The 24,230-nt window shown below is 49.0% G+C and carries 16 protein-coding genes; 6 read left to right on the forward strand and 10 right to left on the reverse strand.

The window, feature by feature from the left end:
- Positions 1-56: 56 nt before the first annotated feature.
- The 6 genes from hypB to C3V36_10690 all read left to right on the forward strand — a co-directional run bounded on the left by hypB (position 57) and on the right by C3V36_10690 (position 8,980).
- A complete protein-coding gene (gene hypB / locus C3V36_10665; protein ID AVM69665.1) occupies positions 57-731 on the forward strand; it encodes a hydrogenase accessory protein HypB in 675 nt (224 codons plus the stop codon).
- Positions 732-797: 66 nt separating this feature from the next.
- The gene (locus C3V36_10670; protein ID AVM70521.1) at positions 798-3,524 is read left to right on the forward strand and encodes a pyridine nucleotide-disulfide oxidoreductase; all 2,727 of its coding nucleotides are present in this window, start codon (positions 798-800) and stop codon (positions 3,522-3,524) included.
- An 8-nt stretch (positions 3,525-3,532) separates the two neighbouring features.
- A complete protein-coding gene (locus tag C3V36_10675; protein ID AVM69666.1) occupies positions 3,533-3,907 on the forward strand; it encodes a hydrogenase nickel incorporation protein HypA in 375 nt (124 codons plus the stop codon).
- Positions 3,908-4,028: 121 nt separating this feature from the next.
- Positions 4,029-5,012, forward strand: coding sequence for a hypothetical protein (locus C3V36_10680; protein AVM69667.1), 984 nt, complete (start codon positions 4,029-4,031; stop codon positions 5,010-5,012).
- 307 nt (positions 5,013-5,319) lie between these two features.
- The gene (locus tag C3V36_10685; protein ID AVM69668.1) at positions 5,320-6,666 is read left to right on the forward strand and encodes a hypothetical protein; all 1,347 of its coding nucleotides are present in this window, start codon (positions 5,320-5,322) and stop codon (positions 6,664-6,666) included.
- Between the two features lie 184 nt (positions 6,667-6,850).
- Complete coding sequence (locus tag C3V36_10690) at positions 6,851-8,980, forward strand: hypothetical protein (protein AVM69669.1); 2,130 nt, start codon at positions 6,851-6,853, stop codon at positions 8,978-8,980.
- A 212-nt stretch (positions 8,981-9,192) separates the two neighbouring features.
- Here the strand turns inward: C3V36_10690 and C3V36_10695 are convergent, their stop codons facing one another.
- From C3V36_10695 to rnr, 10 genes are all read right to left on the reverse strand, one after another.
- A complete protein-coding gene (locus C3V36_10695) occupies positions 9,193-10,551 on the reverse strand; it encodes a hypothetical protein (protein ID AVM69670.1) in 1,359 nt (452 codons plus the stop codon).
- A 230-nt stretch (positions 10,552-10,781) separates the two neighbouring features.
- Complete coding sequence (locus C3V36_10700; protein AVM69671.1) at positions 10,782-11,054, reverse strand: ACT domain-containing protein; 273 nt, start codon at positions 11,052-11,054, stop codon at positions 10,782-10,784.
- An 88-nt stretch (positions 11,055-11,142) separates the two neighbouring features.
- Positions 11,143-13,251 (reverse strand): hypothetical protein, encoded by a 2,109-nt coding sequence (locus tag C3V36_10705; GenBank protein AVM69672.1) that lies wholly within the window; start codon positions 13,249-13,251, stop codon positions 11,143-11,145.
- Positions 13,252-13,391: 140 nt separating this feature from the next.
- Entirely contained in the window at positions 13,392-15,023 is a 1,632-nt protein-coding gene (locus tag C3V36_10710) for a hypothetical protein (GenBank protein AVM69673.1), read from the reverse strand.
- An 18-nt stretch (positions 15,024-15,041) separates the two neighbouring features.
- Positions 15,042-15,647: a dephospho-CoA kinase gene (locus tag C3V36_10715; GenBank protein ID AVM69674.1), complete on the reverse strand. Its 606-nt coding sequence runs from the start codon at positions 15,645-15,647 to the stop codon at positions 15,042-15,044.
- Positions 15,648-15,970: 323 nt separating this feature from the next.
- Positions 15,971-18,637 carry a DNA polymerase I gene (locus C3V36_10720; GenBank protein AVM70522.1) on the reverse strand — a complete coding sequence of 889 codons (2,667 nt, stop codon included), beginning with the start codon at positions 18,635-18,637 and terminating at the stop codon, positions 15,971-15,973.
- 114 nt (positions 18,638-18,751) lie between these two features.
- Positions 18,752-19,849, reverse strand: a complete 1,098-nt coding sequence (locus tag C3V36_10725; GenBank protein ID AVM70523.1) for a DNA modification methylase — start codon at positions 19,847-19,849, stop codon at positions 18,752-18,754.
- Between the two features lie 62 nt (positions 19,850-19,911).
- Positions 19,912-21,087 (reverse strand): D-alanine--D-alanine ligase, encoded by a 1,176-nt coding sequence (locus tag C3V36_10730; protein AVM69675.1) that lies wholly within the window; start codon positions 21,085-21,087, stop codon positions 19,912-19,914.
- Positions 21,088-21,282: 195 nt separating this feature from the next.
- A complete protein-coding gene (locus tag C3V36_10735) occupies positions 21,283-21,909 on the reverse strand; it encodes a galactoside O-acetyltransferase (protein AVM69676.1) in 627 nt (208 codons plus the stop codon).
- Positions 21,906-24,224, reverse strand: a complete 2,319-nt coding sequence (rnr, locus tag C3V36_10740; protein AVM70524.1) for a ribonuclease R — start codon at positions 24,222-24,224, stop codon at positions 21,906-21,908. Before rnr ends, C3V36_10735 begins: the two co-directional genes overlap by 4 nt.
- Between the last annotated feature and the right edge of the window lie 6 nt (positions 24,225-24,230).

A 24,230-nucleotide genomic window follows, 5' to 3' on the forward strand; every position in this document is an offset into this window, starting at 1 on the left:
GAATGTTATAATATAAACAATAAAATTATTTCGTGGTCTGACCACAAGGAGGCTATATGAAAAATTACAAAATACTGGAAGTCAAAGAAAGCGTTTTTAAAAACAACAACGAACGGGCGGATTTATTGCGGGCAGAATTAAAGGAACAGGGCGTATTTTTACTCAATTTAATGTCCTCTCCCGGTGCCGGCAAAACGACCACCCTTTGCCAAACAATTGACCTGCTCAAGGATGAAATCAGCATCGGGGTAATGGAAGCCGATATCGACTCGGATGTCGATGCCGCTGCCATCGCTAAAACCGGTGCTAAGGTAATTCAGCTCCACACCGGCGGTATGTGTCATTTGGATGCGGAAATGACCCGACAGGGGTTGGACGCTCTGGAAACAGCCGGTATTGAACTGGCAATCCTGGAAAATGTCGGCAACCTCGTTTGCCCGGCCGAGTTTGACACCGGCGCCACCAAAAACGCTATGATTTTAAGTGTACCGGAAGGCGACGACAAACCGCTGAAATACCCTCTGATGTTTTCCATTTGTGATGTACTGCTGATTAACAAAATCGACGTACTGCCCTATTTCAATTTTGATCTGGATGCCTGCTGTGAGCGGGCCAAAAAGCTGAACCCCAACATTAAGATTATTCCCATTTCCGCCATCAAAGGCGAAGGCATAGCCGAATGGGCGGATTGGCTGAAAGCACAGGTTAAAGCAGCCAAAAACAAAGCGTAGCGCAAGCACAGCACAGGTTAAGGTTCTCAATACATAAGGAGGCTATTTATGAGCAAAACTACCAAAATGATTTTCCCGCCGGACTATGTCTGCCGTTATGACGAAAAGATTATGCGGCTGGCCAATATGATCGGCCGCAAAAAAGCCGGCATCAAACCGGGCGGCAAAGGCTCCCTGCAATGGGAAGACCCCGAATATGTTATTTTAGAAGCCGGTGTCACCGAAGATATGGCCGACGTTGGTCTGTGCCTTGGCTCTTATGAAAAACATTCCGCAGCAGAAGTGGCGCAAATGCTGAATAAACCGGAGGACTGGTGCCATGAAGAACTGATGAAGCTGGCTGTTTACGGTGCCTGCTTTGTCAACAACATTAACGGCATTGATATGTTCTGGACGGAAACCTGGATTCCCGGCACCATGGAAATGATTGTCAACAACATGGATAATATCCGCAAATATCCGATCGTTGCCTATGCTATGGAAGCCTATGGCCGGGTCAGAGGGCCTTTAAGCTCCGGTGCTTTTCCGATTGGTGTCGGCCTGATGCGGGTTATCCCGATTGAATCGGCTATTCACGGTGAAAGCCGCCGGGCCGACTATGAGGAAATCTCCAAATATTTAGAGGAAAACACGATTTTTTCCGTGTCCAACTGCTCCTGTCGAACTGACCGCGAGGTTATGGGCGAAGGCTGCGGCCATATTAAGGAAGATATGTGTATTCAAATGGGTCATGCCGCCGAATATTATATCCGCACCGGTCGGGGCCGGCAAATTACCCGGGACGAAGCCTACGCCATCCTGCGCAAAGCCGAAGGCAATGGCTTAATGCATGAAATCCCCAACACCGATGGTTCCGGCCATACGCATGCGATCTGCAACTGCTGCGGCTGCGGCTGTCTGTCACTGCGGACGGCAGCCATGTTTAAAAATGTTGATATGGTTCGCTCCAATTATACCGCCAAAATTGATTGGCAAAAATGTGTTGCCTGCGGTCAATGCGTGGAAAACTGCCCGGTCAACGCCCTCAAACTCGGACAAAAACTATGCTCCTCCGCCCCGGTGGTCAAAAATATTACTACCGCCATCACCCCACGCGATGAGGATTGGACGGAAGACAAATGGAATCCCGATTACCGCCTGAACCGGGAAAATGTGGTTGATACCGGCACTGCTCCCTGCAAAACTAACTGTCCGGCGCACATCGGCGTGCAGGGTTATATTAAGCTGGCCGCCCAAGGACGCTATGTCGAAGCCTTGGATCTGATTAAAAAAGAAAACCCGCTGCCCGCCGTCTGCGGTCGAATCTGTAACCGCAAATGTGAGCAGGCCTGCACCCGTGGTGCAATTGACAGTCCGGTCGCTATTGACGAGATTAAAAAGTTTGTCGCCCAGCTGGAACTGGATAAAGCCTCACGAGTCATTCCGGAAAAGCGCTTTGACACCAATAGCCATATCAAGATTGCCGTGATTGGTGCCGGCCCGGCCGGATTAAGCTGTGCCTACTATCTGGCACTGGATGGTTACAGTGTGACTGTCTTTGAAAAGGAAAAAAGGCTGGGCGGCATGCTGACGCTGGGTATTCCTGAGTTTCGGCTGGAAAAAAATGTCGTTGCCGCGGAAATTGATATTATCAAGGAAATGGGCGTTGTTTTTCAAACCAGCGTAGAAGTCGGCAAGGATATTACCCTTGATGCCCTGCGCAAACAAGGGTACGCTGCTTTTTATGTAGCCATCGGCGCGGGTGGCGGCCGCAAGCTGGGGTTAAAAGGCGAAAATGCCGCCGGGGTTTATACCGGCGTTGAGTTCCTGCGTCGAATTAATTCCGGCGAAGAATTGACCTTGCCCGGAAAAACCATTGTCATCGGCGGCGGCAACGTGGCGGTCGATACTGCCCGAGTAGCCACCCGCTGTCATTCGGAAAGCGTGGATATTTACTGCCTGGAAAGCCGCAGCCAAATGCCGGCCTCCGAGGAGGAACTGGAAGAAGCCGAGACGGAAGGTATCCGGCTGCATAACGGCTACGGCCCAAAAGCAATCCTGTCCGAAAACGGCCATGTCACCGGCATAGAACTTAAAAAATGTCTGTCTGTTTTTGATGAGAACGGCCGCTTCGCCCCTGTTTTTGATGAAAGCGATACGATAACCGTCGCTGCCGACCATATTATTTTAAGCGTTGGCCAAACAATCCAATGGGGTGATTTATTGAACGGCAGCACCGCTTGTTTAAATGCCAATCAAACTATCGCCGCAGACGCCTTTACTTATCAAACCGGACAGCCTGATGTCTTCACCGGCGGCGACTGCTATACCGGCCCCCGTTTTGCCATTGACGCCATTGCTGCCGGAAAGCAAGGCGCTATCTCAATTCACCGCTTTGTTCATCCCGGTCATTCGCTGGTTCTCGGCCGGGATCGGCGAGAATACAAAGCCCTGAACACGGAAGCCGCCGTGATTGAAGAATATGACAATACGCCCCGGCAAAAACCCGATACCCTGGATCGGGCGGACGTCGGCAGTTTTGCCGATTCCCGCGGAATCCTGACTGAAGCACAGCTGAAAGCGGAAACCTCACGCTGTCTGGGTTGCGGAGCAGTTATTTTAGATGAATATATGTGCCTCGGTTGCGGCCAATGCACCACCAAATGCAAGTTTGATGCCATTCATCTGGAACGCCGCTATGACGGAGAAGGCATTGAGTTTACTGAATTAAAACCGGTAATCATCAAGCAGATCGTCAAACGCAAAGCCAAAATCGCCGTCAAAAAAGTGAAAAAAGTATTTGGCGCGGTTTAGGAGGATGTATGCACGAACTGGGAATTGTTTTTGAAATAGCAAAAAGAGTAGGCGGCATTGCCGCCGAATATGACATCGCCCCGGAGGATATTGCCGCCGTGGTGGTGGAAATCGGAGAAGCCTCGACCATTATCCCCCGCTATCTGCGGGAATGTTGGCCGGCTGCTATTGACCGGACGGAGTTTGAGCATGTTGAACTGCAAACGGAAGTTATCACCGCTACCGTTTCCTGCAAAGCCTGCCAAACCGTTTACGAATATTTGAAAAACGACCGGAAATGTCCGCGCTGCGGCTTAGAGGAGGCAGTAATGATTACCGGCCGCGAGTTTCAAATTAAGGAAATCCTGCTTTTTGAAGATGACGATGAAAGCGAAGAAGTTTAACGTTTTTTGCTCTATTGCTTGAAAAATACTGAAACCGGGTTTCCAAAGAATAACTGCACTTGCATAAGCGAAATCTTCAAAGCAAGAGATTCCGCCAACTGACTAATTGAGGAGAAAAATTATGTTTACATTTCACGGAACAAATCCTATGCTGATGTGGGCAGTATGGTTATGTGTCTTTGCCGCACTCTTTGGTTTAAATGAAATTACCCGCCGCTTTAAACATGCGGGGCTGGCTGCCTTTTTCTTTTTGCCGATTCTGATGTCAATTCTTTGGTTTACCATCCTAAAGGGCCAGTCTTATACCGACTGGTTTCATTTAGTCAAGGTATATTCCGCAACTGCCGGCTGCATCGGCTTTTGGCTGATTCGCCATTTACAGGGCAAGCGCCGGGACGGCTCCGTCTGGAAATTAAGCGAAAATAAAATTGCCCTTTGCTTTCCGCCGCTGATTTTAGCCATCAATATTTTGGAAGCCTGCTCCCGCGATATCGAAGTCGGCATGACCTATAAAGTCATCACCGAATTAGTGGAGCACGGCACCAGCAATACCGTGTTTCAGCTGATGGGCGGCTCGTGGAACTTTATGAATGCCGCGGCCGGGCTTCTAAACATTATTACCATCACCGGCTGGTTTGGTATTTGCCTGCGCAAGGAAACAGCAGCCGATAAGAGTAAGGACATGCTCTGGCCGGATATGCTTTGGTTTTGGATCATCGCTTATGATGTGTGGAACTTTGCCTACACCTATAACTGTCTGCCGCATCACGCCTGGTACTGCGGTTTTGCCCTGCTGTTAGCGCCGACCCTCTGCTCTTTCAGCTTGGGCAAAGGCGCCTGGCTGCAGCACCGGGCTCATACCCTGGCACTTTGGTGTATGTTCGCTCAAACTTTCCCGACTTTTCAGGATAACAGCATGTTCCGGGTAGATTCAACTTACAACCCGGCCATTTACTTTGCAGTCAGCGCTTTGGCTCTGCTGGTCAACTTGGCTGTTTTTGCTTATATGCTTTATAAAGTAAAGAAAACCAAAAAAAATCCCTATACCGGCGAGTTGTACGGCGATTTGGATAAGTACCGAGAAGTCAAGGCATTGGCCGAATAATCGATCCCTTGGCCTAATCAATCGCCGGAACACGGCCCATAGTTATGGTAACTATTACTTATCCCTAAACTCGATCCGTCCTATTATTTTTCGGCTTGATTTGACCGATATACATAATGTATTTTATATATTCAACTTCTCCGTGTTCGTCAGAACGGCCTTTTAAAGTGGGTCGCCGCCCAGAAGCGGCAGCGTTTCGACCGGAGAATTTGAGTTATATCTTTCATTTTCACCGCAGTAAGACTTCCCCTTTCTGCGGCGAAAATGGGTAGCTAATCAACAGTCATAAGTATATGAAAGGAAAAAAATGAATATCTTTAAATCATCTAACTTTTTACGCAAAGCAATGGCTTTGTTTTTAACGGCTTTCCTCTTCTTTCAGGGGAGCGGCGGTTCTGCGCTCTTAGCCGAAAACTCCGGCGGGACTCCGACCCCAGCACCGGCTCAGTTAAACAATCTTCAGTTTTTCCTGACCCCGGCCGGCGGTTCAGAAAGCGAACTACCCTCTGGTACCGACCTTTCCGAAGTAATTTCGCAAGACTCGGTTTTAAGAATTCGCTATGAATTTAAAACGCCGGTGGATCTGGCCAATAACCCTGGTTTTATTGACTGGGAACTGCCCCTGTCCAATACCGGCGGATTGGATTTAAGCAAAATCACCGGTAATACTCACCTTGATCCGGTTAATCATTACTTTACCTATGAAATTGATCCGGTCAACCACAAAATCAATGTTCATTTTGACCCGGCCAAGGTACCGGCTGAGGGGTCCAATGCTTACATTGAAATAACGGCTGCTTTTAATATGGATCAAAACAGTGTTAACAACCGTCATCGCTTTGTTTTCCCCATTTCTGCTACGGAAGAGAAAAGCTTCACTCTGCGTTTTATGCCGCGCAAGAGCAAAAACATTGAAAAAGACGGTCAGTTTTATTCAACTGTCCATGGCGACCGGTTGACTCACAACGACTTAAAGATTAATCCGCATGAGGTTAAATGGACGGTTGATGCCAATCTGCAACGGAAAAACATTCCGGCAGCCAATGCCTTGGTGGAGGATACTTTTAATTCCGACCAGCTGGCCTTGCGTCCGGAGACGATTAAAGTTTATCCCCTGGGTGTCACTATGGGCGGAACGATTGCCGCTTCCGGTCCAGCTTTGACACTTGGTGCGGATTATGAAGTAGTGACCGATCCCGCCACCCCGGGACAATTTAAAATCAAGTTTAAAGATTCCCAGTTTGAGCAAATTGATGGTTCTGATTATTTAACAAAAGCTTACCGGGTAGAATACATCACCGACATCAAACCGGAAGTCAGTGGCTCCAATATTACGTTGACCAATACGGCAAAATTGGATGGTGCCTCCGCTGCAAAAGATGTGAAGATCCAATATAAGCGCCCAGTACATACTCCTACCAAATCCGGTTCTTATGTCGTTCAGTATCCGGCATCTGCTCACACACTTTGGCTGCGCTGGGATGTTTTGGTGAATCTGGATCAGAAGCCGATCAAGGAAATCAGCGACGTATTTCCTTCCAATTTAAAGTTGCGTGCTCCCTTTCCCGAAACCACTCCCCCCCCAGCCGCTCCAGCTGCAACGACTAAAGCCGGAGGCGCTAACCAAAGACAAAGCAAGGCTGACCAATGCTGATTATGAAACCATTGATTTACACACTGTTTTTAATGTTAATACCGGCGCCACCGGAGAACAATTAGTTTTAACACCGCTGGATCCGGCTAACCCGCCGCGCGATGTCTACCGGCTGAAATTTGATACCTCTATTCATCCCGGCCATACTGATCCGGTCGCCGGACAAGATACTTATACCAACTCCATGAGCTTAACCACTTATACCGGTTCAGCTGATTCTACCGTGTCGTTCAACAGCACCCCTGTCGGACCGGTAGAAAACGGAATCGGTAAGTGGGCAGAAACCGTAGATTACGTTAACAGGACAATTAAATGGCTCATTAATATTGAGCCCAAAGCCAGCGCCATGCATAAACTCATCGTTAATGATACTTTCCCCAACAAGGGCCTATCATTAGTTGCGAATAGCGTCGAGATAAAACAAGGCAGTTTGGTTCTGACAAAAGACACAGATTATGACTTGACAAATATCAATGAAAATGGGTTTACGGTTGAGTTCAAAGGCACCTTCGAATCTATTAACCGTAACGTTCAAATTACTTATAAGACTACTTTTGACCGGCATACCCATACTGACCCCAGCAATCCGTTAGAATATAAAAATGCCGGCAATTACCGGATGACAGGATTGGCAAATCCCAAAACTATCTCTGCGGCTACCTTTACCGTTCATCCGTATGTTCCGACAAACGGCGGTAAAGAGGTCAAAACCGATTGGCCTACTCGGGAAATGGAATGGACGATTTATGCCAACTATAACGCCGAACCTCTGAATCTGAAGGTGAAGGACGAAATCGGCGCCGGTCATGAACTGATTGAAGATTCGATCAAGGTTTATACCTATACACCGCACCAGACTAATGGAAAGCCGCAGCTGGGCAGCGAGGTAACCACACCGGTTTATACCTTAAGCGACGTAACAGCCAACGGCTTTACGGTTGATTTTGCCAATACCAATCAGCGCTATGCCATTGTTTATAAAACCAGAATGTCCGATACCGGACTGTCGATCAATAAGTATGAAAATACGGCTTTCCTGAACGACACAGCGGTGAAAAAAGAAGCTACTTTCCCGAACTATGATAAGTTTCTGGGCAAAGTTGGTAAGCAGCGGCGCACTCCAACGAATCAGCTGGACTGGTATATCGACTGGAGTGTTAACATCAATCAAAGCTTGTCCGTCATTCATGACACGGTCATTAATGATCGCTTAGGTGTCGGGCAGGAATATGTACCCGACAGCTTCAAATTGTATACGGTTCATCCGACTAGGCAATTGGTGCCGGCTTCCGAGTATAATCTCATTATTAAGCCGTTTGATCCGGTCACCAGCGAACAAAGTATGGAGCTGCGGTTTAACAATCCGATTGACCGGGAATACCTGCTGGAATATTCAACCTTGATCACCAAGGAGCAGGCGCCATTCCCCATGAAAAATAAAATAAGCATAAACGGTGAAAACGTTCAAATTGTAAACCGCCAGGTAGAGACCCTAGTTAACGCTGTTTACGCCACAACCACCGCCGGCTCGGAGCGTCCGCGTTCTCGATACGGCAGTATCTCGATTTTGAAAAAGGATAAATCAAACGGCCGTCCGCTGGCTGGCATTGTTTTTGAACTCTGGAAAGATGGTGTTTTGGTTGCTGCTTTCCCGGCGACCGGCACAGACGGAAAAACGGAGTTAAAGGGCTTAAGACTCGGCAGTTACCTGTTAAAAGAACAATTTGACAGACGATATGTTCCGCTGCCGGATACAGCGGTTGAAATCAACACTGCTGCCCGCGATCTCAGCCTGACCTTGGAAAATACACCGGCCGATCCGGCCACACCATATAATCCGCCGGAACCGGAGAAGCCGCAACCGGACAATCCTCCCAAGGAACAGCCTAAGGATCAACCCAAGGATGAAACACCTAAGGATAAACCGAAACCGGAAAGACCTGACTATCCGACACCGGGTACGCCAAATGACGTTCCGCCGGTGCCGACGACACCTCCCGGACCGAATGAAGGGGATATCGAAATCCCTAACGATCATATTCCGCAAATCGTGATTACGCCGAAGCACGGTAAGATCGAACTGACCGGCCGGCGTTGGAAATATACGCCCAATGACGGTTTTTACGGCAAGGATTCCTTTACCGTTCATGTCACCACCCCGACCGGTGAGGAATATGACGAGGAAATTGAAATTGATATCCCCATTCCTGAGGGTGTCGCGACTTTGCCGAAAACCGACGGCATTCCTTCTGTTTTCTATTTCCTGCTGGGCGGTGCATGCCTTGCCTTAGCGGCCATATTTAAAAAGAAATAGAAAAACTGCAAATTAAAAAGCACTAAAAAGCAGCTTGCTGACGGTCACACCGCCATGCAAGCTGCTTTCTCTTTTTTCTCTTTCTTCTCTTTTTCTTTTTGCAAAACTTTTCCAAAATAAAATAATCCAAAACAATCCGAATCTGTTGCCGGCTGCTTGCCAGGAATCGATCTGATTCTTGTCACATGCTTTCCCAGCCTTACCGCCCGCCGCTAATTTTTAAAACTATGAATCGGCGCGGGAATAAAGCCCGTCCGGCGAATAAACTCCTCACAGCCGAAGCGATTCACCGGCATCACCGGCGCCGTCCCCAGCAAACCGCCAAACTCCGCCGTTTCACCTACGCCCTTGCCGATAACCGGAATAATCCGAACAGCAGTCGTCTTGTTGTTGATCATGCCAATCGCCATTTCATCGGCAATCAAACCGGAAATCGTAGCTGCCGGCGTATCACCCGGCACGGCAATCATATCCAGTCCGACCGAGCAGACACAGGTCATGGCCTCCAGCTTTTCCAGGGTCAGCGCTCCGCGTTCCACTGCCTGAATCATCCCCTGATCCTCACTGACCGGAATAAAAGCGCCGCTTAAACCGCCAACCGAAGAAGAAGCCATGATTCCGCCCTTTTTAACCTGATCATTCAGCAGCGCCAGCGCCGCGGTCGTTCCCGGAGCGCCGGTTGACTCCAAACCCATCAGTTCCAAAATATCGGCAATCGAATCGCCGATGGCCGGTGTCGGCGCCAGCGATAAGTCAATAATGCCAAAGGGATAGCCCAGCCGTTCGGCCACCTCCTGACCGACTAACATGCCGACTCTGGTAATTTTAAAGGAAATTTTTTTTATGGTTTCCGCCAAAACCTCAAACCGCTTTCCCCGGCACTGCTCCAAAGCCTTTTTCACCACTCCCGGCCCGCTGACACCAACATGAATCAAGGTATCGGCGTTGGTCACACCATGAAAAGCTCCAGCCATAAAGGGGTTATCATCGGGTGCATTGGTAAAAACCACAAACTTGGCACAGCCAATGCTGTCGGCTGCTTTCGTTTTTTCTGCCAGTTCCTTAATCACACTCCCCAGCAGCCGGACGGCATCCATATTGATACCGGCCTTGGATGAGCCGACATTGACCGAAGCACAAACCCGCTCAGTCTGAGCCAGCGCCTGAGGCAGCGCCGCTATCAGCGCTTCATCTTCCGCCGTCATTCCTTTTTGCACCAGCGCGGAAAAACCGCCGATAAAATTAACCCCGACCGCCTTGGCTGCCTGATCTAAGGTTTCGGCAATCGCCACATAAGCAGCCGGTTCCTTAAAGCCGGCTGCTATTGCCACCGGCGTCACCGAAATCCGTTTATTGACAATCGGAATGGCATATTCTTTGGCCACATAATCCGCCGTTTTCACCAGGTCCTTGGCCTTGCTTGTAATCTTATGATAAATCTTTTGCCGGAATTCAGTTAAGTCATTCGACCGGCAGTCCAACAGGCTAATCCCCATCGTAACCGTCCGCACATCCAAATTATCTTCCAAAATCATTTGATTGGTTTCATATACTTCTTTTATATGGATCATGATTATCTCCCTTGTTTGTTCCATATCACCTCTTGCTGAGTCCTTTTCCAACAAAGACCTCTTTCATCGGCTGACAAGCCCTGCGATGGCAAAGACCTCTTTCGTCAACTGGCGATCCCACAGCAAAACGACCTTTTCCACCGATTGACCATCCCCGCGGCGGTAAAAGCCTTTTTCGGCAGCTGACCATCCCTTCCGCAGACCTGCACCGGTTAATTTCAGCCCACCCGCTAAATCCTGTGCATGGAGTCAAAAATTTCCTCCATTTGCAGCATGATCTTAACATTCAGCTTCTCACCCAGCTCCGTCAGCTCTTCGCTGATCTCGCTGATATGCGCCAGCTGCGGCGTAATATCGACAATCATCATCATATTAAAAAACTGCTCCCGAATCGACTGCGTAATATCCAAAATATTGATTTGCTTTTCGGCTAAATAAGTGCATACCCCGGCAATGATGCCGACACTGTCTTTGCCAACCACGGTAATAATCGCTCTTTTCATTTGCTTTCCTTTCGCCCTCGCTCCCGTTAAAATTCGACCATTTCTTACTGCTTGCTTTACCCAGTTTCCTTCCCAAATACCGTCCGGCCTATTCCCAATAAACCTCCAGTGCGTCGTTTTCCTGCAAGTTATCAAAATAATTGGCGGTTTCACCGTTCTTCTTGACCACCAATTTTCCCTTGACCTGACTGCGGTCAAACTCAATATAGTCAAAAATATCCACAAAAATATAACTTGGCTTGCCCAAAAGGAGAATCGGCTCACCATTGACCATAACCGGCAGTTCCAGCGTAGACACGGTTTCCGCCTCGGCTTTTGCCCCTGCCCTCGTCTTTTGGTCAGCGGCAACCTCGGCATCCGTTTTTAAATCCGGTTCCTTCGTTTTAATCCGCTTATCCGGCTGCGCCGCTGCTTTTTCCTCTGTCGCCGGACTTTTTACGGTTTCGGCGGCAGCCCTCGCCGCCTCAATCGGCCGGGCATAGCCCTTGCGCACCGGCGGAGCTGCCGCATCTTCTCCCACCGGCTCCGCTGCCGGTTCAACCTCTTCCTCGGCAAAGGCATACCATTCATCTTCTTCCCGCCGCGGCCGGCAAAAAATCCGGTCATTTTCTTGGATCAGCTGATACAGGGTCGGGATCAATTTGCCGTTGACCGTCACATAATAAAAATCCTGATCGGCTTCACTGGCGGAATAGTCCAGCTTTTCCGTTATAAACTGATAAATTGACAGCTTGGCGTTTTTACCTTTCACCGCTTCCTTATAATAAATATAATCACCGCTTTCAATCGAATCGCTGAGCATGGCTTTGTCGTGATTTTTATAAATCTCGGCTACTTCGCCATATTCTCCCTCAATCGAATAAGCCTTGCCGTTAAAATAAAAATTAAGGGAACTCCCCTTGGTCAGCAGGAAATTACGGGGGTCAATCCCTTCCGCCGCCATAATATCCATCACCGTCAGACTTTTTTTGTTAAACAGGCGCACCGGCTTATCATTCAAATAAACCTGAATAAAATCCTGGCGGCTGTCAGCCAGTCCTTTATAGCAGATACCAATCGGCGTAATAAACTCCGGCGTCTTTTTAAAGGTCTGATCGGCTACTTCCACTTCTTTTAAAGCCTCCTTACCGCGAAGCGAAACTCTGGCCTCCGGTAAGCCGATTTTTTTGGCCAAAAGCCCGGAAAAACCCTTGATCTGTCCGCCGCCGCCAACAATAAAGACCGCATTCGGCGCTTTATCACCGTTCAGCTGAATGATTTTTTTTGCAATCTGCTCGGCCAAACCCTCTAAAGTCGGGCGCAGTCCCTGCAAAAAAGTATCAACCGCTACGGTTTGGGTCAGTTCCATGATATCGGTGTATTCGATTGCCTCCTCCAGCCGGGTTGAGTCTAACTTCATCCGCTCAGCGGTTTCAAAATCAACTAAATACTGCTGGACGATTGTTTCCGTGATCTCATCGCCTGCCACCGGGATCATACCGTAAGCGGTAACCGTTCCGCCGCTGGTCAAAGCAATATCGCTGGTGCCGGCACCGACATCAACCAAGGCAATATTTAACAGCCGGAATGACTGCGGAATCGCAATCTGACTGGCGGCAATCGGCTCCAGCGTCAGATAAGCCACCTTCATATCGGCCTTTTCCATGACCTGATACAGACTCTCCACCACTTCTACCGGCAAAAAGGTCGCCAGAATACTTAAGCCCATTTTCCGGCCTCTTTGGTCGAGCAGGCTAACGATCTCATAACCATTCAAAAAATACTTCATAACTGAATGACCAATCCCGTAAAATCTTTCTTCACTATCGGTCTGCAGTTCTTTTTTTGCTTTTCCCAAAGCCATCAGTTCCAGTGAAGTAATCATTTCAGCGCTGATCAGGCCATCCTCTTCTTCAATTTCTTTCTCGACCTCAACCGTTACGGTTTGCAGCACCCGGCCGGCGGCCGCCACATAAGCTTCGGTAATCGGCTGTCCGATTTTAGCTTCCAACGCTTTTTTTACTTTATAGATTGTTTTGGCCACTTCATTAACGTCCTGAATTTGCCCGTCAATCATCGACCGCGATGTATGAAACTCAACATGCGCCGCCTCCACTCGAAAATGATCCTTTTCATTAAAATCATTCACCGCCGCCACGCCGACAATCGAGCGGGTGCCGATATCAAATCCAATTATCAAACCGTTTTTCTGGCTCATTCCAACCTCCCGTTTACCGCATTATTTTGGTTTTTTATTGACTTACTTAACTTTCCCCTGATCGAAGTGCTGCGCATTTCTGCCCGGGCAGGCAGCCTGCCTAAAAAACTGTTCTGACAAACATGGGAAAGTTGAGTAATTTACTTATCGCCGGCTGTTTCCCTGGCTGCCGGCTGGACCGGTCTTAATTCACTGATTCCGAACAAAGTATCGTAGGTCTTTGGCGTCAGACTGCCCGCAACCTGATCGCTTATAATCACTGCATTTTCGACAAAGCCGAACGGAATCAGCCCTTGTCCTTCCGTTACCTGCGTGGCCAGTGCCAAATACGCTTTTTTCAAATCATTTTCCGTGGCTGCCTGCATAAAAGCTGCCACCGCACTGTCCAGCCCCGCCGTTCCGGCAAAATTATACCGGCCCGTACTGCCAAAGAGTTCCGGTAAATTGGGATATTGCCGGACCGGCATTTTCGCCAGATAAACATCAAACTGACCGGCCTGCAAAGCTGCTGCATATTCAGCCGCCGCCAGTCCGACCGGCTCAACACCGATATAGGCTTCCCACTCTTCTTTTATATTCTGCGCCATGATCGACAGCGAATGATCCTCCGCCGGATAAAGCAGCGTCAGCTTTTGCCCCGGCACAATAGGATTGACATCCAGCACATTCATACCGTCCGCTGCCGGAATTTCCGTCAATTCCCGTTCCCATTCTTTTCCCCGGTAATACGGCAGCTTTTGCTCAATTATATGATTTAAGAAAGCATTTTTATATAAAATTTCCTTATCCAGCTTACTCATCAGGTAACGGCGAATACTTGCGTCCGCGGTCAGTCCCGTTTGGGTTTGAAAGCCCATATAATAAAAATAGCAACCCGGAAACTTAAAAATGTTGCGCAGGGTTTCCCCGGAAAACGAAAACCACGGAAACTCCGGTGTGAAGTAAACATCCGTCAAACTGTTCAAAAAAGCTTCCCGGCCGGTGCCCTCTGTCCGGCTGAGCGTAATCTCCAGTTGATTTTGCTCCGAATGCAGCCGCAGGGTCTGTTTCCGCTTGTATTCGGTCAAGCGGTAAGGCCCGGTGCCGTTGATACTGTTCGGATCTCCTTTTTCCAGACTATTGGCCGGTACAATTGGAAAAGCCAGGCTGTATAAGTTCAAAAATCCCGGACTTTGAAAATCAATCCGCAGCCGGTTTTCGCCCGCCGCCGTAATTTTTTTAATCGGCAGCACATCAGCGGCATACTTGCCTTCTTTTGCCTTTTGCCAGCTGTAATTGATATCCTGAAACCGAACCGGCGAGCCGTCGTGAAACTGCTTTTCGCCGAGTACAACCTGACAGCTCATCGCATCCTCTGCCAAAATCACTTCATCTGCTAATTGGGCAATCATTTCGCCGCCGGCAGACATCGTCATCAGCCCTTGATAACACTGCTTTAAAAGCATCTCAACAGAACTGTTCTGCGCTGCGTAAGGATTAAGGCTCGGCATGGTCGAGACGATCAAAGCAATTTCGGTCTTGGTAAAATCAGAGGGCGGCACCGCTTCTTTTGTTTTTTCTTCTTTCTCCGCAGCATCTGCCGTCTTGGGCAGATTATATTCGGAGATATTATCCAGCAGCCGACAAGAGGTCAATAAACCGGCTGCCAGGAAAGCCGCAACGAAAAAAAGAAAAAATCGATATTTCATTAACAAGCGTTGGCCATTCGTTATCTGTCCATCCTGCCGGCTCTGCCGCATATTCTTTTTTCTGCATTTTTCTATTGCTGTCATACCTTATTTCAATTCTCCTCAGTTAAAAACTTTTTTCTGCCGCAGTTCCGCTAAGCGGCCGGCAATTTCCGGCGCGATGCTTTCCATGCCCTCATCCGTCATTAAAACAGCATCGGCATAGGCGGCATATTGCTGCGGCGAAATTTGATTCTGCATAATCCGCTCGGCTGCCTGCCGGCTGATTTTTCTGCCCTCAGCCAAACGCCGGATCCGGGTTTCCTGCTTAGCCGAAATCGCCCAAACCTGATCCACCATCTGCCGAACATTGACATCCATCAGTAAAGCGCCGTCCAGTACGCACAGCGGGCTGCCCTGTTTTTCCGCTTCAGCCTGCTTTTCTTGCAGCACCGCCATAATCGGAGGATGCACGATCGCATTCAGCGCCTGCAGTGCTGCCGGGTCGGCAAAAACAATCCGCCCCAGCGCCGGCCGGTCAACCCGGCCATCCTTTAAAATGCCCTGACCGAATCGAGCCGTCAGCTCCGCCAAAATCGCCGGCGTATCCAGCAACTCATGGCCGATCCGGTCGCAGTCCAGCCAAACAGCTTGATAGTTGGCCCGTAAATATTCCGCCACGGTTGATTTCCCTGTACCGGTGCCGCCAATCAAGGCAATACTGATCATTTTCGTTCCTTTCCGGCCTGTCAAACATAACTATCTCAACTTTCCCCTTACTGCGCACTTCTCCCGGTAAGCATTCTGCCTAAAAAACTGTTCTGACAAACATGGAAAGTTGATTAACTATCTATTGGTCTAACATCCACACTTGTAATTCATTGATATTTCAACGAATTGCAAGCGCCTTATCTAAATTGTTCCCCAGCTTTTGCTCCGCCGTTGCCAGCGGCTTGCTTCATTTTTTTATTCAATTTCTGTACATTAAGCGACCGCCGGCCTATCTGTCTACCAATACCTTGATGTTTCCGCCGTTCATTCTGTGAACGCCATTATTTGACATCAAACCAGTTTTTGACAATATAGCTGTCAGCAATCAGCGGTACCTTTAACTGAGCCGCCTGCTCCATTTCCCTGACCAAGAGACCCCGCGCTCTCTCCGCGTCCGCATCCGCCACCTCTAAAATCAGTTCATCATGCACCTGCAAAACAATCCTGCCCTCGATTTCTTCCCGTTTTAAAGCAGCATATACCCGGTTCATGGCAATCTTAATAATATCGGCCGCCGCTCCCTGAATCGGCGCGTTCATCGCAATTCTTTCCCCAAAGGAACGAGTCATGTATTGGCTGGCTTTTAACTCCGGGATCGGCCGAATCCGGCCGAACATGGTTACAGAATAGCCTTTTTCTTTGGCCTCGGCCACACTTTTATCCAAAAAAGCCTTGACCTTGGGATATTTGATAAAGTAGTTTTCAATGTATTCTTTGGCTTCCTTAACCGGAATCCCCAAATCCTGACTTAGCCCGTAATCACTAATGCCATAGACAATACCGAAATTAACTGCCTTGGCATTGCGCCGCTGCAAGTCCGTCACTTCGGCAAAGGGGGTGTGAAAAACCTGCGCCGCCGTCATCCGGTGAATGTCCAGATTATCCCGATAGGCCTGCACGAAAATCTCATCCTCCGATAAATGTGCCAGCAACCGCAGCTCAATCTGTGAATAATCAGCGCCGACAAAGGAATAGCCTTCCTTGGCCACAAAAGCCTTACGGATTTCCCGGCCTTCCCGGGTACGAATCGGAATATTCTGCAAGTTCGGGTCAATACTGCTCAGCCGTCCGGTGCCGGTTACTGTCTGCATATAGGTCGTATGAATCCGGTCATCTTTTTGAATATAATCAAGCAAACCGTCGGCATAAGTTGATTTCAGCTTGCTGGCCGCCCGATATTCCAAAATATACTCAATAATCGGATGATCCTTTTTTAATTTTTCCAAAATATCGGCCGCTGTCGAATAGCCGGTTTTCCCTTTTTTCGGGCTTTTCAGCTTCAAATCCTCAAACAGAACTTCGCCTAACTGCTTAGGCGAATTGATATTAAACTCCCGGCCGGCATAGCCGTAAATCTTATTTTCCAGCGCCGCGATTTGCTCGCCCAGCATCCGGGAATAGTCAAGCAGAGCATTGGCATTGGTCTGCACGCCCGCCGTTTCCATCGCCTTTAAAACCACCGTCAGCGGCAGTTCCATCCCGGCATATAAATCAAATAAGTGATTCGCTTTCAGTTTTTCCGTCAAAACCCGGCTGCTCCGCCACAACACCTCGGCCGCTTCGGTTAAATACTCCTGCCGCCGGTCTCTGTCTACCCCGGCAATCCCGATTCGGCTTTTGCCCTTGCCGAAAATCTCTTCCTCAGCCGGGAGAGAAGCATCCGCATATTGATAACCAATCTGCTCGATCGGATAATTGCTTTCATTCGGTTCCAGCAGATATGCCGCCAGCGGCACATCAAATACCGGCAGTGCTTCGCCTTTTGACGCAGCCTGCTCCATTTTCGTAAAAAATTGACCATTCTGGTGAAAATCATGCAAAAAGCGCTTAAAGTCATAGACGATCAAGCGGCCGCTGTGACTGATCAGCCGTTCCACCGACGGCAGCGCCCGAGCCGGATTATCTTCGTAATAAACACATTCTTCCCCGTCAAAAGCCGCCAGTGCAAGTAATTGTTCGTCAACCTGGTAATAAACCGCTCTTTCCGGCCTTTCCGGCAGACGAGTCAATTTTTCGGCAAGACTGACCCGAAAGCTGCTCTCCTTCCGCTCCGGCAGCAGCCCTTCTCTTGCCTGACGGGTTTGATTCATCAGCTCCTGCAAAACGGAATGAAACTTTAAGTCCTGAAACAGCGCATGCACCGCTTCATTATACATTTCCTGCAAGGCGAAATCCGGCCACGCAAAAGACAGCGAACAATCGGTATTAATCGTCGCTAAAATCTTACTCAGCCGCGCCGACTCAATCCCGTCCCGGAGTTTGGCCGCCGGCCCTTTTTTCAGCTCATCCACATGAGCATAGGCATTTTCAATTGTATGATAATCTTTAATAATCGCCGTCGCCGTCTTGATGCCCACTCCGGCCACGCCCGGAATATTGTCGGATGTATCGCCCATCAAACCTTTTAATTCAATGAACTCCTGCGGCGTAACCTCATATTCGGCCAGTACGTCCTTGGCGTAATATGCCTTCGTTTCTGTCTTGCCGCCTTTGGTCGAGGGAATCAAGATCTTGACCTGTTCGGTTGCCAGCTGAAGCAAATCCCGGTCGCCGCTTAAAATGCTGACCGCCATGCCTGCCTGCTCCGCTCGTTTGGCCACTGTACCTAAGATATCATCAGCCTCGATGCCGTCCTGTTCCAGATAGGCAATATTCATTTTGTCCAGCACTTCCCGCATTAGCGGCAGCTGCTCTGCCAGCTCCTCCGGCATCTTGCTGCGCGTACCCTTATAAGCCTCATAGAGCTTATGCCGAAAAGTCGGGGCTTTGCGGTCAAAGGCCACGGCCAGTCCATCCGGCTTTTCCGTGTCTATGGTTTTGAGCAGCACCCGCAAAAATCCGTACACGGCATTGGTGTACCGGCCTTTTTCATCGCTCAGTAAGGGCAGCGCATAAAAAGCCCGGTTTAAAATACTGTTGCCGTCAATCAGTAAAACTTTTTCCATAATCATCTCCCGGCGTTTCGTGCCTGTCTTATTCAATCCTTTTGCCCAGAAGCCCGGCAGCGGATTTTCATGTTTTTGACACTTATATCACTATCATACTATATTTCAGTGTTTTTCTCAATCTTTTTTCAAAACAAAAAGATATTCCCTGACATGGGCTGACCGGCTGCTTAAATTGCGGGCAGCGCGGTAGGTATTATACTTTATTTCCACCGTTTTCAGGCTTCCGAACGGCTGTAACATTTCCTGCATTTCTTCTTTCCCGATAAATCCCTCGGAATTATAGCTGATAATGATAAACTTCGCCCGCGCCTGCTCAATCAGCAGCCTCAGCGCCGTTGCCGCTTTCTTTCTCTGATTGTAAACCGACCGGTTCCAGTCCGCGGGAATCCCGGAAACCGGGCTGACCGGTGCGGTGATTTGACCGGCGGCAATTACGTTCAGCATAAAATAATTGGAGCCGTAGGGATGCTGATTATACGGCGGATCCAAATACAGCAAATCCACTTCCGGCAGTCGGCCGATTTGCCGGTTGGCATCGTCCTGCGTAAGGATCAGTTCCGACCGAAAATTGCTGAACACCGGCGGCCGCAGCTCAATCCGCCCCGTAATCCGGGGCAAGGCATTTTCCGCCGTTCCGCCAAACTTGCCCCGGCCGGTGCGCACGTCCTTATAAAAGCCCTTAAATACTCCGCCGGTATTAACATGCACCGACGCCTCGTATAACAGCGGCGCTAAAAAATATTTCTGCATCGGCCGCGGCAATTCCGCAATAAAAGCGCGCGCCGTATCAATAATCCGAGCATTCTCCGGCGTATAAAAAACCCGTTCACCCTCTAAAATCCGGTCGCTCTCGCGCGGTGCGTAGCTGCCGGCAATCAGTCCGCCGGTAATCGGTGTTTTCAGCCGCTCTTTCCATTCCATGTAAAAACGGTCATATTCCGCCGCCGGAAAATCCTCCCGATTGGATAAATAGCAGGAATTGATAACATAACTGTAATACTCTAAATCATTGATATATAAAACAGAAGAATGCTTTTTCAGCATTCTTCCGACAATTCCCGAACCGGCAAACAAATCGGCGCAAACGAGCTTTTCTTTGTTTAGTGCCCGGCTGATCGCCCTTGTCTCCTGCTCAATCTGCTCCAGCAGCAAACGCTTATTGCCGATATAGGTAATGATTTGTTTTGTTAAAAAATCTGGATTTTCTTTCATTTCTTCTCTGCTCATCGTTTGCTGTCGCCGTCAGCCGCTATTTTCCCGGCGGCATTTTTATCTTATTTTTTCAGTCCCTTCATCTTTCCCAAGGAATTGCTTTGGAACAAGTTGTTGTCAAAAGAATAGTGGATTTCCTCCTGCCGCTTATATTCCTTAACCGCCAGCCGGATTAACTCATCCAGCAAAGCGAAATATTCCCTGCCCAGCGGCTTCCACAAATAAAAGGCGAGCGAGCCGGGAATGGTATTGATTTCATTAAAGTACAGCCGTCCGTCCGTTTCGTCAATAATATAGTCAATCCGAACCACTCCGGCGCCTCCCAGCTCCCGGAAAATACGGCGCGAATACTCCTCGACCTGCTCCTTTTGCTCGGCACTGATATCAGCCGGAATCTTACGGCTGGCACTGCTCATGCCTTTGCTGCTGTCATTCATATATTTATCGGCAAAGGACAATAACTCCGAGCTGGTAACCGGCTCTTCAATCACAGAAGTATGCGCTTCCGTCCAATCCCCCAGCACCGAGCAATTAACCTCGCGCAACGACTGGACTTTATTTTCAATAATCGCCTTGCGGTCCAGCAAAAACACCTGATTCAGCTTAAAAGCCAATTCTTCCCGGCTGCCTGCTATCTCCACGCCAATGCTGGAACCGCCGCAGGCCGGCTTTACAATCATCGGATAGTGCAGTTTATGTTCACATTCGTCCAAACATTCCTGTTCCGCCTGAAAGAAACGGTATTTGTTAAAGGCCACAAAATCAATGACCGGAATACCGGTATCCCGAAGCAAATGCTTGGCCGCCGCTTTATCCATGCCAATAGCCGAGGCCGCCACCCCGGAACCGACATAGGGAATCTTAAGCATTTCCAGCATTCCCTGAATGCTGCCGTTTTCGCCCTTGTTGCCGTGCAGAATCGGAAAAGCAATCTCAAACTCACCCAATTTTTTCGGCATCAGCTTCAGCGGCAGCCGGTAAATCTCAACCCGGCCGGTTTGATGATTTTTAACCAAAGTAATTTCCGATACTGTCTTGAGCAGTTCGTTCAGCTTTTTATAACGCTCGATTTCTCTTAATTCCTGCCCAAAATAAAACTTTTCGTCCTTGCTGATATAAACAGGAAAAATCTCATATTTTTCCCGATTCATATTCTCCATAGCCTGAATGGCGGATATGACCGAAACCTCATGTTCGGTTGCCTTCCCGCCGAAAAAGACCGCAATTTTTGTTTTCATGTGTCTGCTCCTCTTTTATTATTGTCTCAACTTTTCCCTGATTAAAGTGCTGCGCACTTCTGCCCGGCGGGCGATCTGCCTAAAAAGACTGTTCTGATGAACAAAGGAAAGTTACATTGCTGTTTTATTCCCATACTTTCGGTGTCAAAATCTAAAACTCCGGGCGGTTTTTCGATTTTTGCCGCCAAAGGATTGTCAGTTCTTGTTCTCCGTATTTTCCCATTCGACATCAAAGGGTACGTTTTTATAATAATACTGCTTATCTTCCTCGGTAATCCTCCGTATTACCCGGCAAGGGTTACCAGCGGCAATGCAGCCGGCCTGAATATCCTTGATCACGACACTGCCCGCACCAATCACCGTTCCCGCACCGATACTGACACCCGGATTGATGACCGTATGCCCGCCAATCCAGACATTATCGCCAATCCAAATCTCCGCTCCATATTCATAACCGGACAGACGCGCCTGCGGATGCACCGGATGCCCGGCCGTATAAATGCCGACATTCGGCGCAATCATAACATTATCGCCGATATGCACCGGCGCGATATCCAAAATCGTCAAATTATAATTGCTGTAAAAGTTTTCACCAATAAAAATATTATAGCCATAATCGCAGCGAAAAAACTGTTCAATCCAAAATTGCTCCCCGGCCGCTCCAAACAGGCCGCGCAGCAGCGTCATACCTTCCGCCTGTTCCGCCGCCGGCAGCTGATTAAAGCGCTGGCAAATCTCCTTGGCTCTCTGCCGGTCAGCCGAAAGTTCCTGATCTCCCGCCAAATACGGCAAACCGGCAATCATTCTTTCCTTTTGCGTCATTTCCTGCCTCTTCCTTTTTTATGTTCCCGGTGACTCCGTTTTTCTTTGGACAGAGCAGTTCTTTTCGGCTTTCTGCCATTCTTTTCCGAGCCTGCTAATTTTTCCTCGACCTTAAAACCGCTTTGTTTTTCCGGCAGCACCGTTTCTTCATAAAGGCTGAAATCAACGACTTTTCTGGTCTTATCCACATCCAGCACGGTTATTTCAACCGCATCACCCAAACGGTACTGTCTTTGATAACGGGCGCCGGTTAATGCCATTTCCGCACTTTCATATTCATAAAAATCATCCTTTAACCGGCTGATGGCCACAAAGCCCTCGACCGTATTGGGGAGCTCGACAAACATGCCCCATTGATTGACACCGGAAACAATTCCGGTGAAACTCTCGCCGATATGATCCTCCATATAAAAGGCTTTTAGCAGCTTATGCACGTCTCTTTCGGCTTCATCCGCCTGTCTTTCCAGCGCCGAAGTCTTAACCGCCACTCCGGCCAATCTTCCGGCGTAATGCTCCTGCCGAGCGTTATTCCAGCGGCCGGTTAAAATCTCTTTGATAATCCGGTGAATCTGCAAATCCGGATAGCGCCGAATCGGCGAAGTAAAATGCGTGTAATATTTTAAGGATAATCCGAAATGGCCTTCATTGTTATCGCTGTATCTGGCCTGCTGCATACTGCGCAGCACCATCCGGCGGATGATGTTTTCCTCCGGCCGGCCTTCCGCCTCCGCCAGCAGCCGCTGCAAATCTTTGGGATGGAGATTTGCCCTTTGCCGGAAAGGATAATCCAGTGCTTTTAAATAAGATGCCAATTCTTTGATTTTATCTTCTTTCGGCTCGCCGTGACTGCGGTACAAAAAGGGCACACCCTGCCAAAAGAAATGCTCGGCCACCGTTTCATTGGCAATCAGCATAAAATCCTCAATCAGGCGGGTAGCAATATTCCGGTCATAGGCTTTAATCTCAGCCACCGAATGATCAGGGTTTAAAATAAACTTGGCCTCGGTAAAGTCAAAATCAATCGCCCCTCTCATTTCTCTGGCCGCTTTTAAAATAGCCGCACACTCCGCCATTTGCCTTAAAGTCGGCAGCAGCGTTTCATATTTCCGGAACAAGCGCTCTCTTTCTTCCGGCTGACAGCGCTCCGGCTCCAGCAGCCCCGCCACATCGGTATACGTCATTCGCCAGGACGAGCGGATCACACTTTCTCTAATCTCATGAGAAAGCACCTTCCCTTGCCGGTCAATCTGCATAATGCAGGAAAGTGTCAGCCGCTCCTCCCCGGGATTCAGCGAACAAATCCCATTGCTCAATGCCGGCGGCAGCATCGGAATTACCCGGTCCACCAGATAATGGCTGGTTCCCCGCCGAGCCGCTTCCATATCCAGCTCGCTGTACTCGGTCACATAATGACTGACATCGGCAATATGAACGCCCAGCCAAAAGGCATCGCCCACCTGACGGATACTGACTGCATCATCCAAATCCTTCGCGTCCTCGCCGTCAATGGTAATCACCAGCTCCTGCCGCAAATCCAGCCGCCGGGCGATCTCCTGGGGCGGAACCGCCAAGCCGCATTTTTGAGCTTCCGCCAATACCGCTTCGGAAAACTCCTGCGGCAAACCGTAGCTTCTGGTAATGGCAGTAATATCAACCTCCACCGAAGCGGAGCTCCCTAAAATTTCCAAAATCTCGCCCCGCGGTTTTTCGCCCGCTACGCCGTAGCTGTTTAGCTGAACTACTACCTTATCACCGGTTTTGGCGTTTTTACTTAAGCCCCGACCGATATAAATGTCAGTCCCGATCTTAACGATATCCGGCACGACAAAGCCAAAGCCCTTGGCACTTTGATAAACACCGGTCAGCTGCGTAAAGCCTCTTTTTAAAACTTTAACAATCTCGCCTTCCATTCTTTTTCCGGCAGCCTTTCCCGCTCCGGCCGATTCCGGAAAAATGCGGACACTGACGGTATCGCCATGCAGCGCGCCTCCGGTACGGTAGGCCGGAATAAAGATATCGGCCGGCAAATCCTCCACTTCAACAAAGCCGTAGCCGGCAGGATGACCGACATATTTCCCGGTTTTCAGCCATTCTTCGACCGGCAGCATATACTTGCCGCGGGCGGTTTGCAGGATTTTGCCGCCAACTGTCAGTTCATCTAAAATTTCCTGTAGCTCAGCGGCATCCCGCTTTTTTATGCCAAACAGCGCTTGGATTTCCTTGGCTTTCATCGGCTTATATTCCGAATGCGCCAAAAGTTCCAGCACCATGTTTTTTCTGATTTCTGTTTTGTTCATTCCTTCTCCCTGTATTATCCCTCT

The organism is Lachnospiraceae bacterium oral taxon 500, assembly GCA_002999035.1.
GTDB lineage: Bacteria > Bacillota > Clostridia > Lachnospirales > Vallitaleaceae > W11650.

Bases quoted from the DNA above. Each gene is read 5' to 3' on its own strand.
- C3V36_10685 (AVM69668.1), top strand. From the start codon at position 5,320: ATGAATATCTTTAAATCATCTAACTTTTTACGCAAAGCAATGGCTTTG.
- C3V36_10670 (AVM70521.1), top strand. From the start codon at position 798: ATGATTTTCCCGCCGGACTATGTCTGCCGTTATGACGAAAAGATTATG.
- C3V36_10735 (AVM69676.1), bottom strand. From the start codon at position 21,909: ATGACGCAAAAGGAAAGAATGATTGCCGGTTTGCCGTATTTGGCGGGA.
- C3V36_10700 (AVM69671.1), bottom strand. From the start codon at position 11,054: ATGAAAAGAGCGATTATTACCGTGGTTGGCAAAGACAGTGTCGGCATC.
- C3V36_10710 (AVM69673.1), bottom strand. From the start codon at position 15,023: ATGACAGCAATAGAAAAATGCAGAAAAAAGAATATGCGGCAGAGCCGG.
- C3V36_10715 (AVM69674.1), bottom strand. From the start codon at position 15,647: ATGATCAGTATTGCCTTGATTGGCGGCACCGGTACAGGGAAATCAACC.
- C3V36_10695 (AVM69670.1), bottom strand. From the start codon at position 10,551: ATGATCCATATAAAAGAAGTATATGAAACCAATCAAATGATTTTGGAA.
- hypB (AVM69665.1), top strand. From the start codon at position 57: ATGAAAAATTACAAAATACTGGAAGTCAAAGAAAGCGTTTTTAAAAAC.
- C3V36_10725 (AVM70523.1), bottom strand. From the start codon at position 19,849: ATGAAAGAAAATCCAGATTTTTTAACAAAACAAATCATTACCTATATC.
- C3V36_10690 (AVM69669.1), top strand. From the start codon at position 6,851: ATGAGCTTAACCACTTATACCGGTTCAGCTGATTCTACCGTGTCGTTC.
- C3V36_10680 (AVM69667.1), top strand. From the start codon at position 4,029: ATGTTTACATTTCACGGAACAAATCCTATGCTGATGTGGGCAGTATGG.
- C3V36_10730 (AVM69675.1), bottom strand. From the start codon at position 21,087: ATGAAAACAAAAATTGCGGTCTTTTTCGGCGGGAAGGCAACCGAACAT.
- C3V36_10705 (AVM69672.1), bottom strand. From the start codon at position 13,251: ATGAGCCAGAAAAACGGTTTGATAATTGGATTTGATATCGGCACCCGC.
- C3V36_10675 (AVM69666.1), top strand. From the start codon at position 3,533: ATGCACGAACTGGGAATTGTTTTTGAAATAGCAAAAAGAGTAGGCGGC.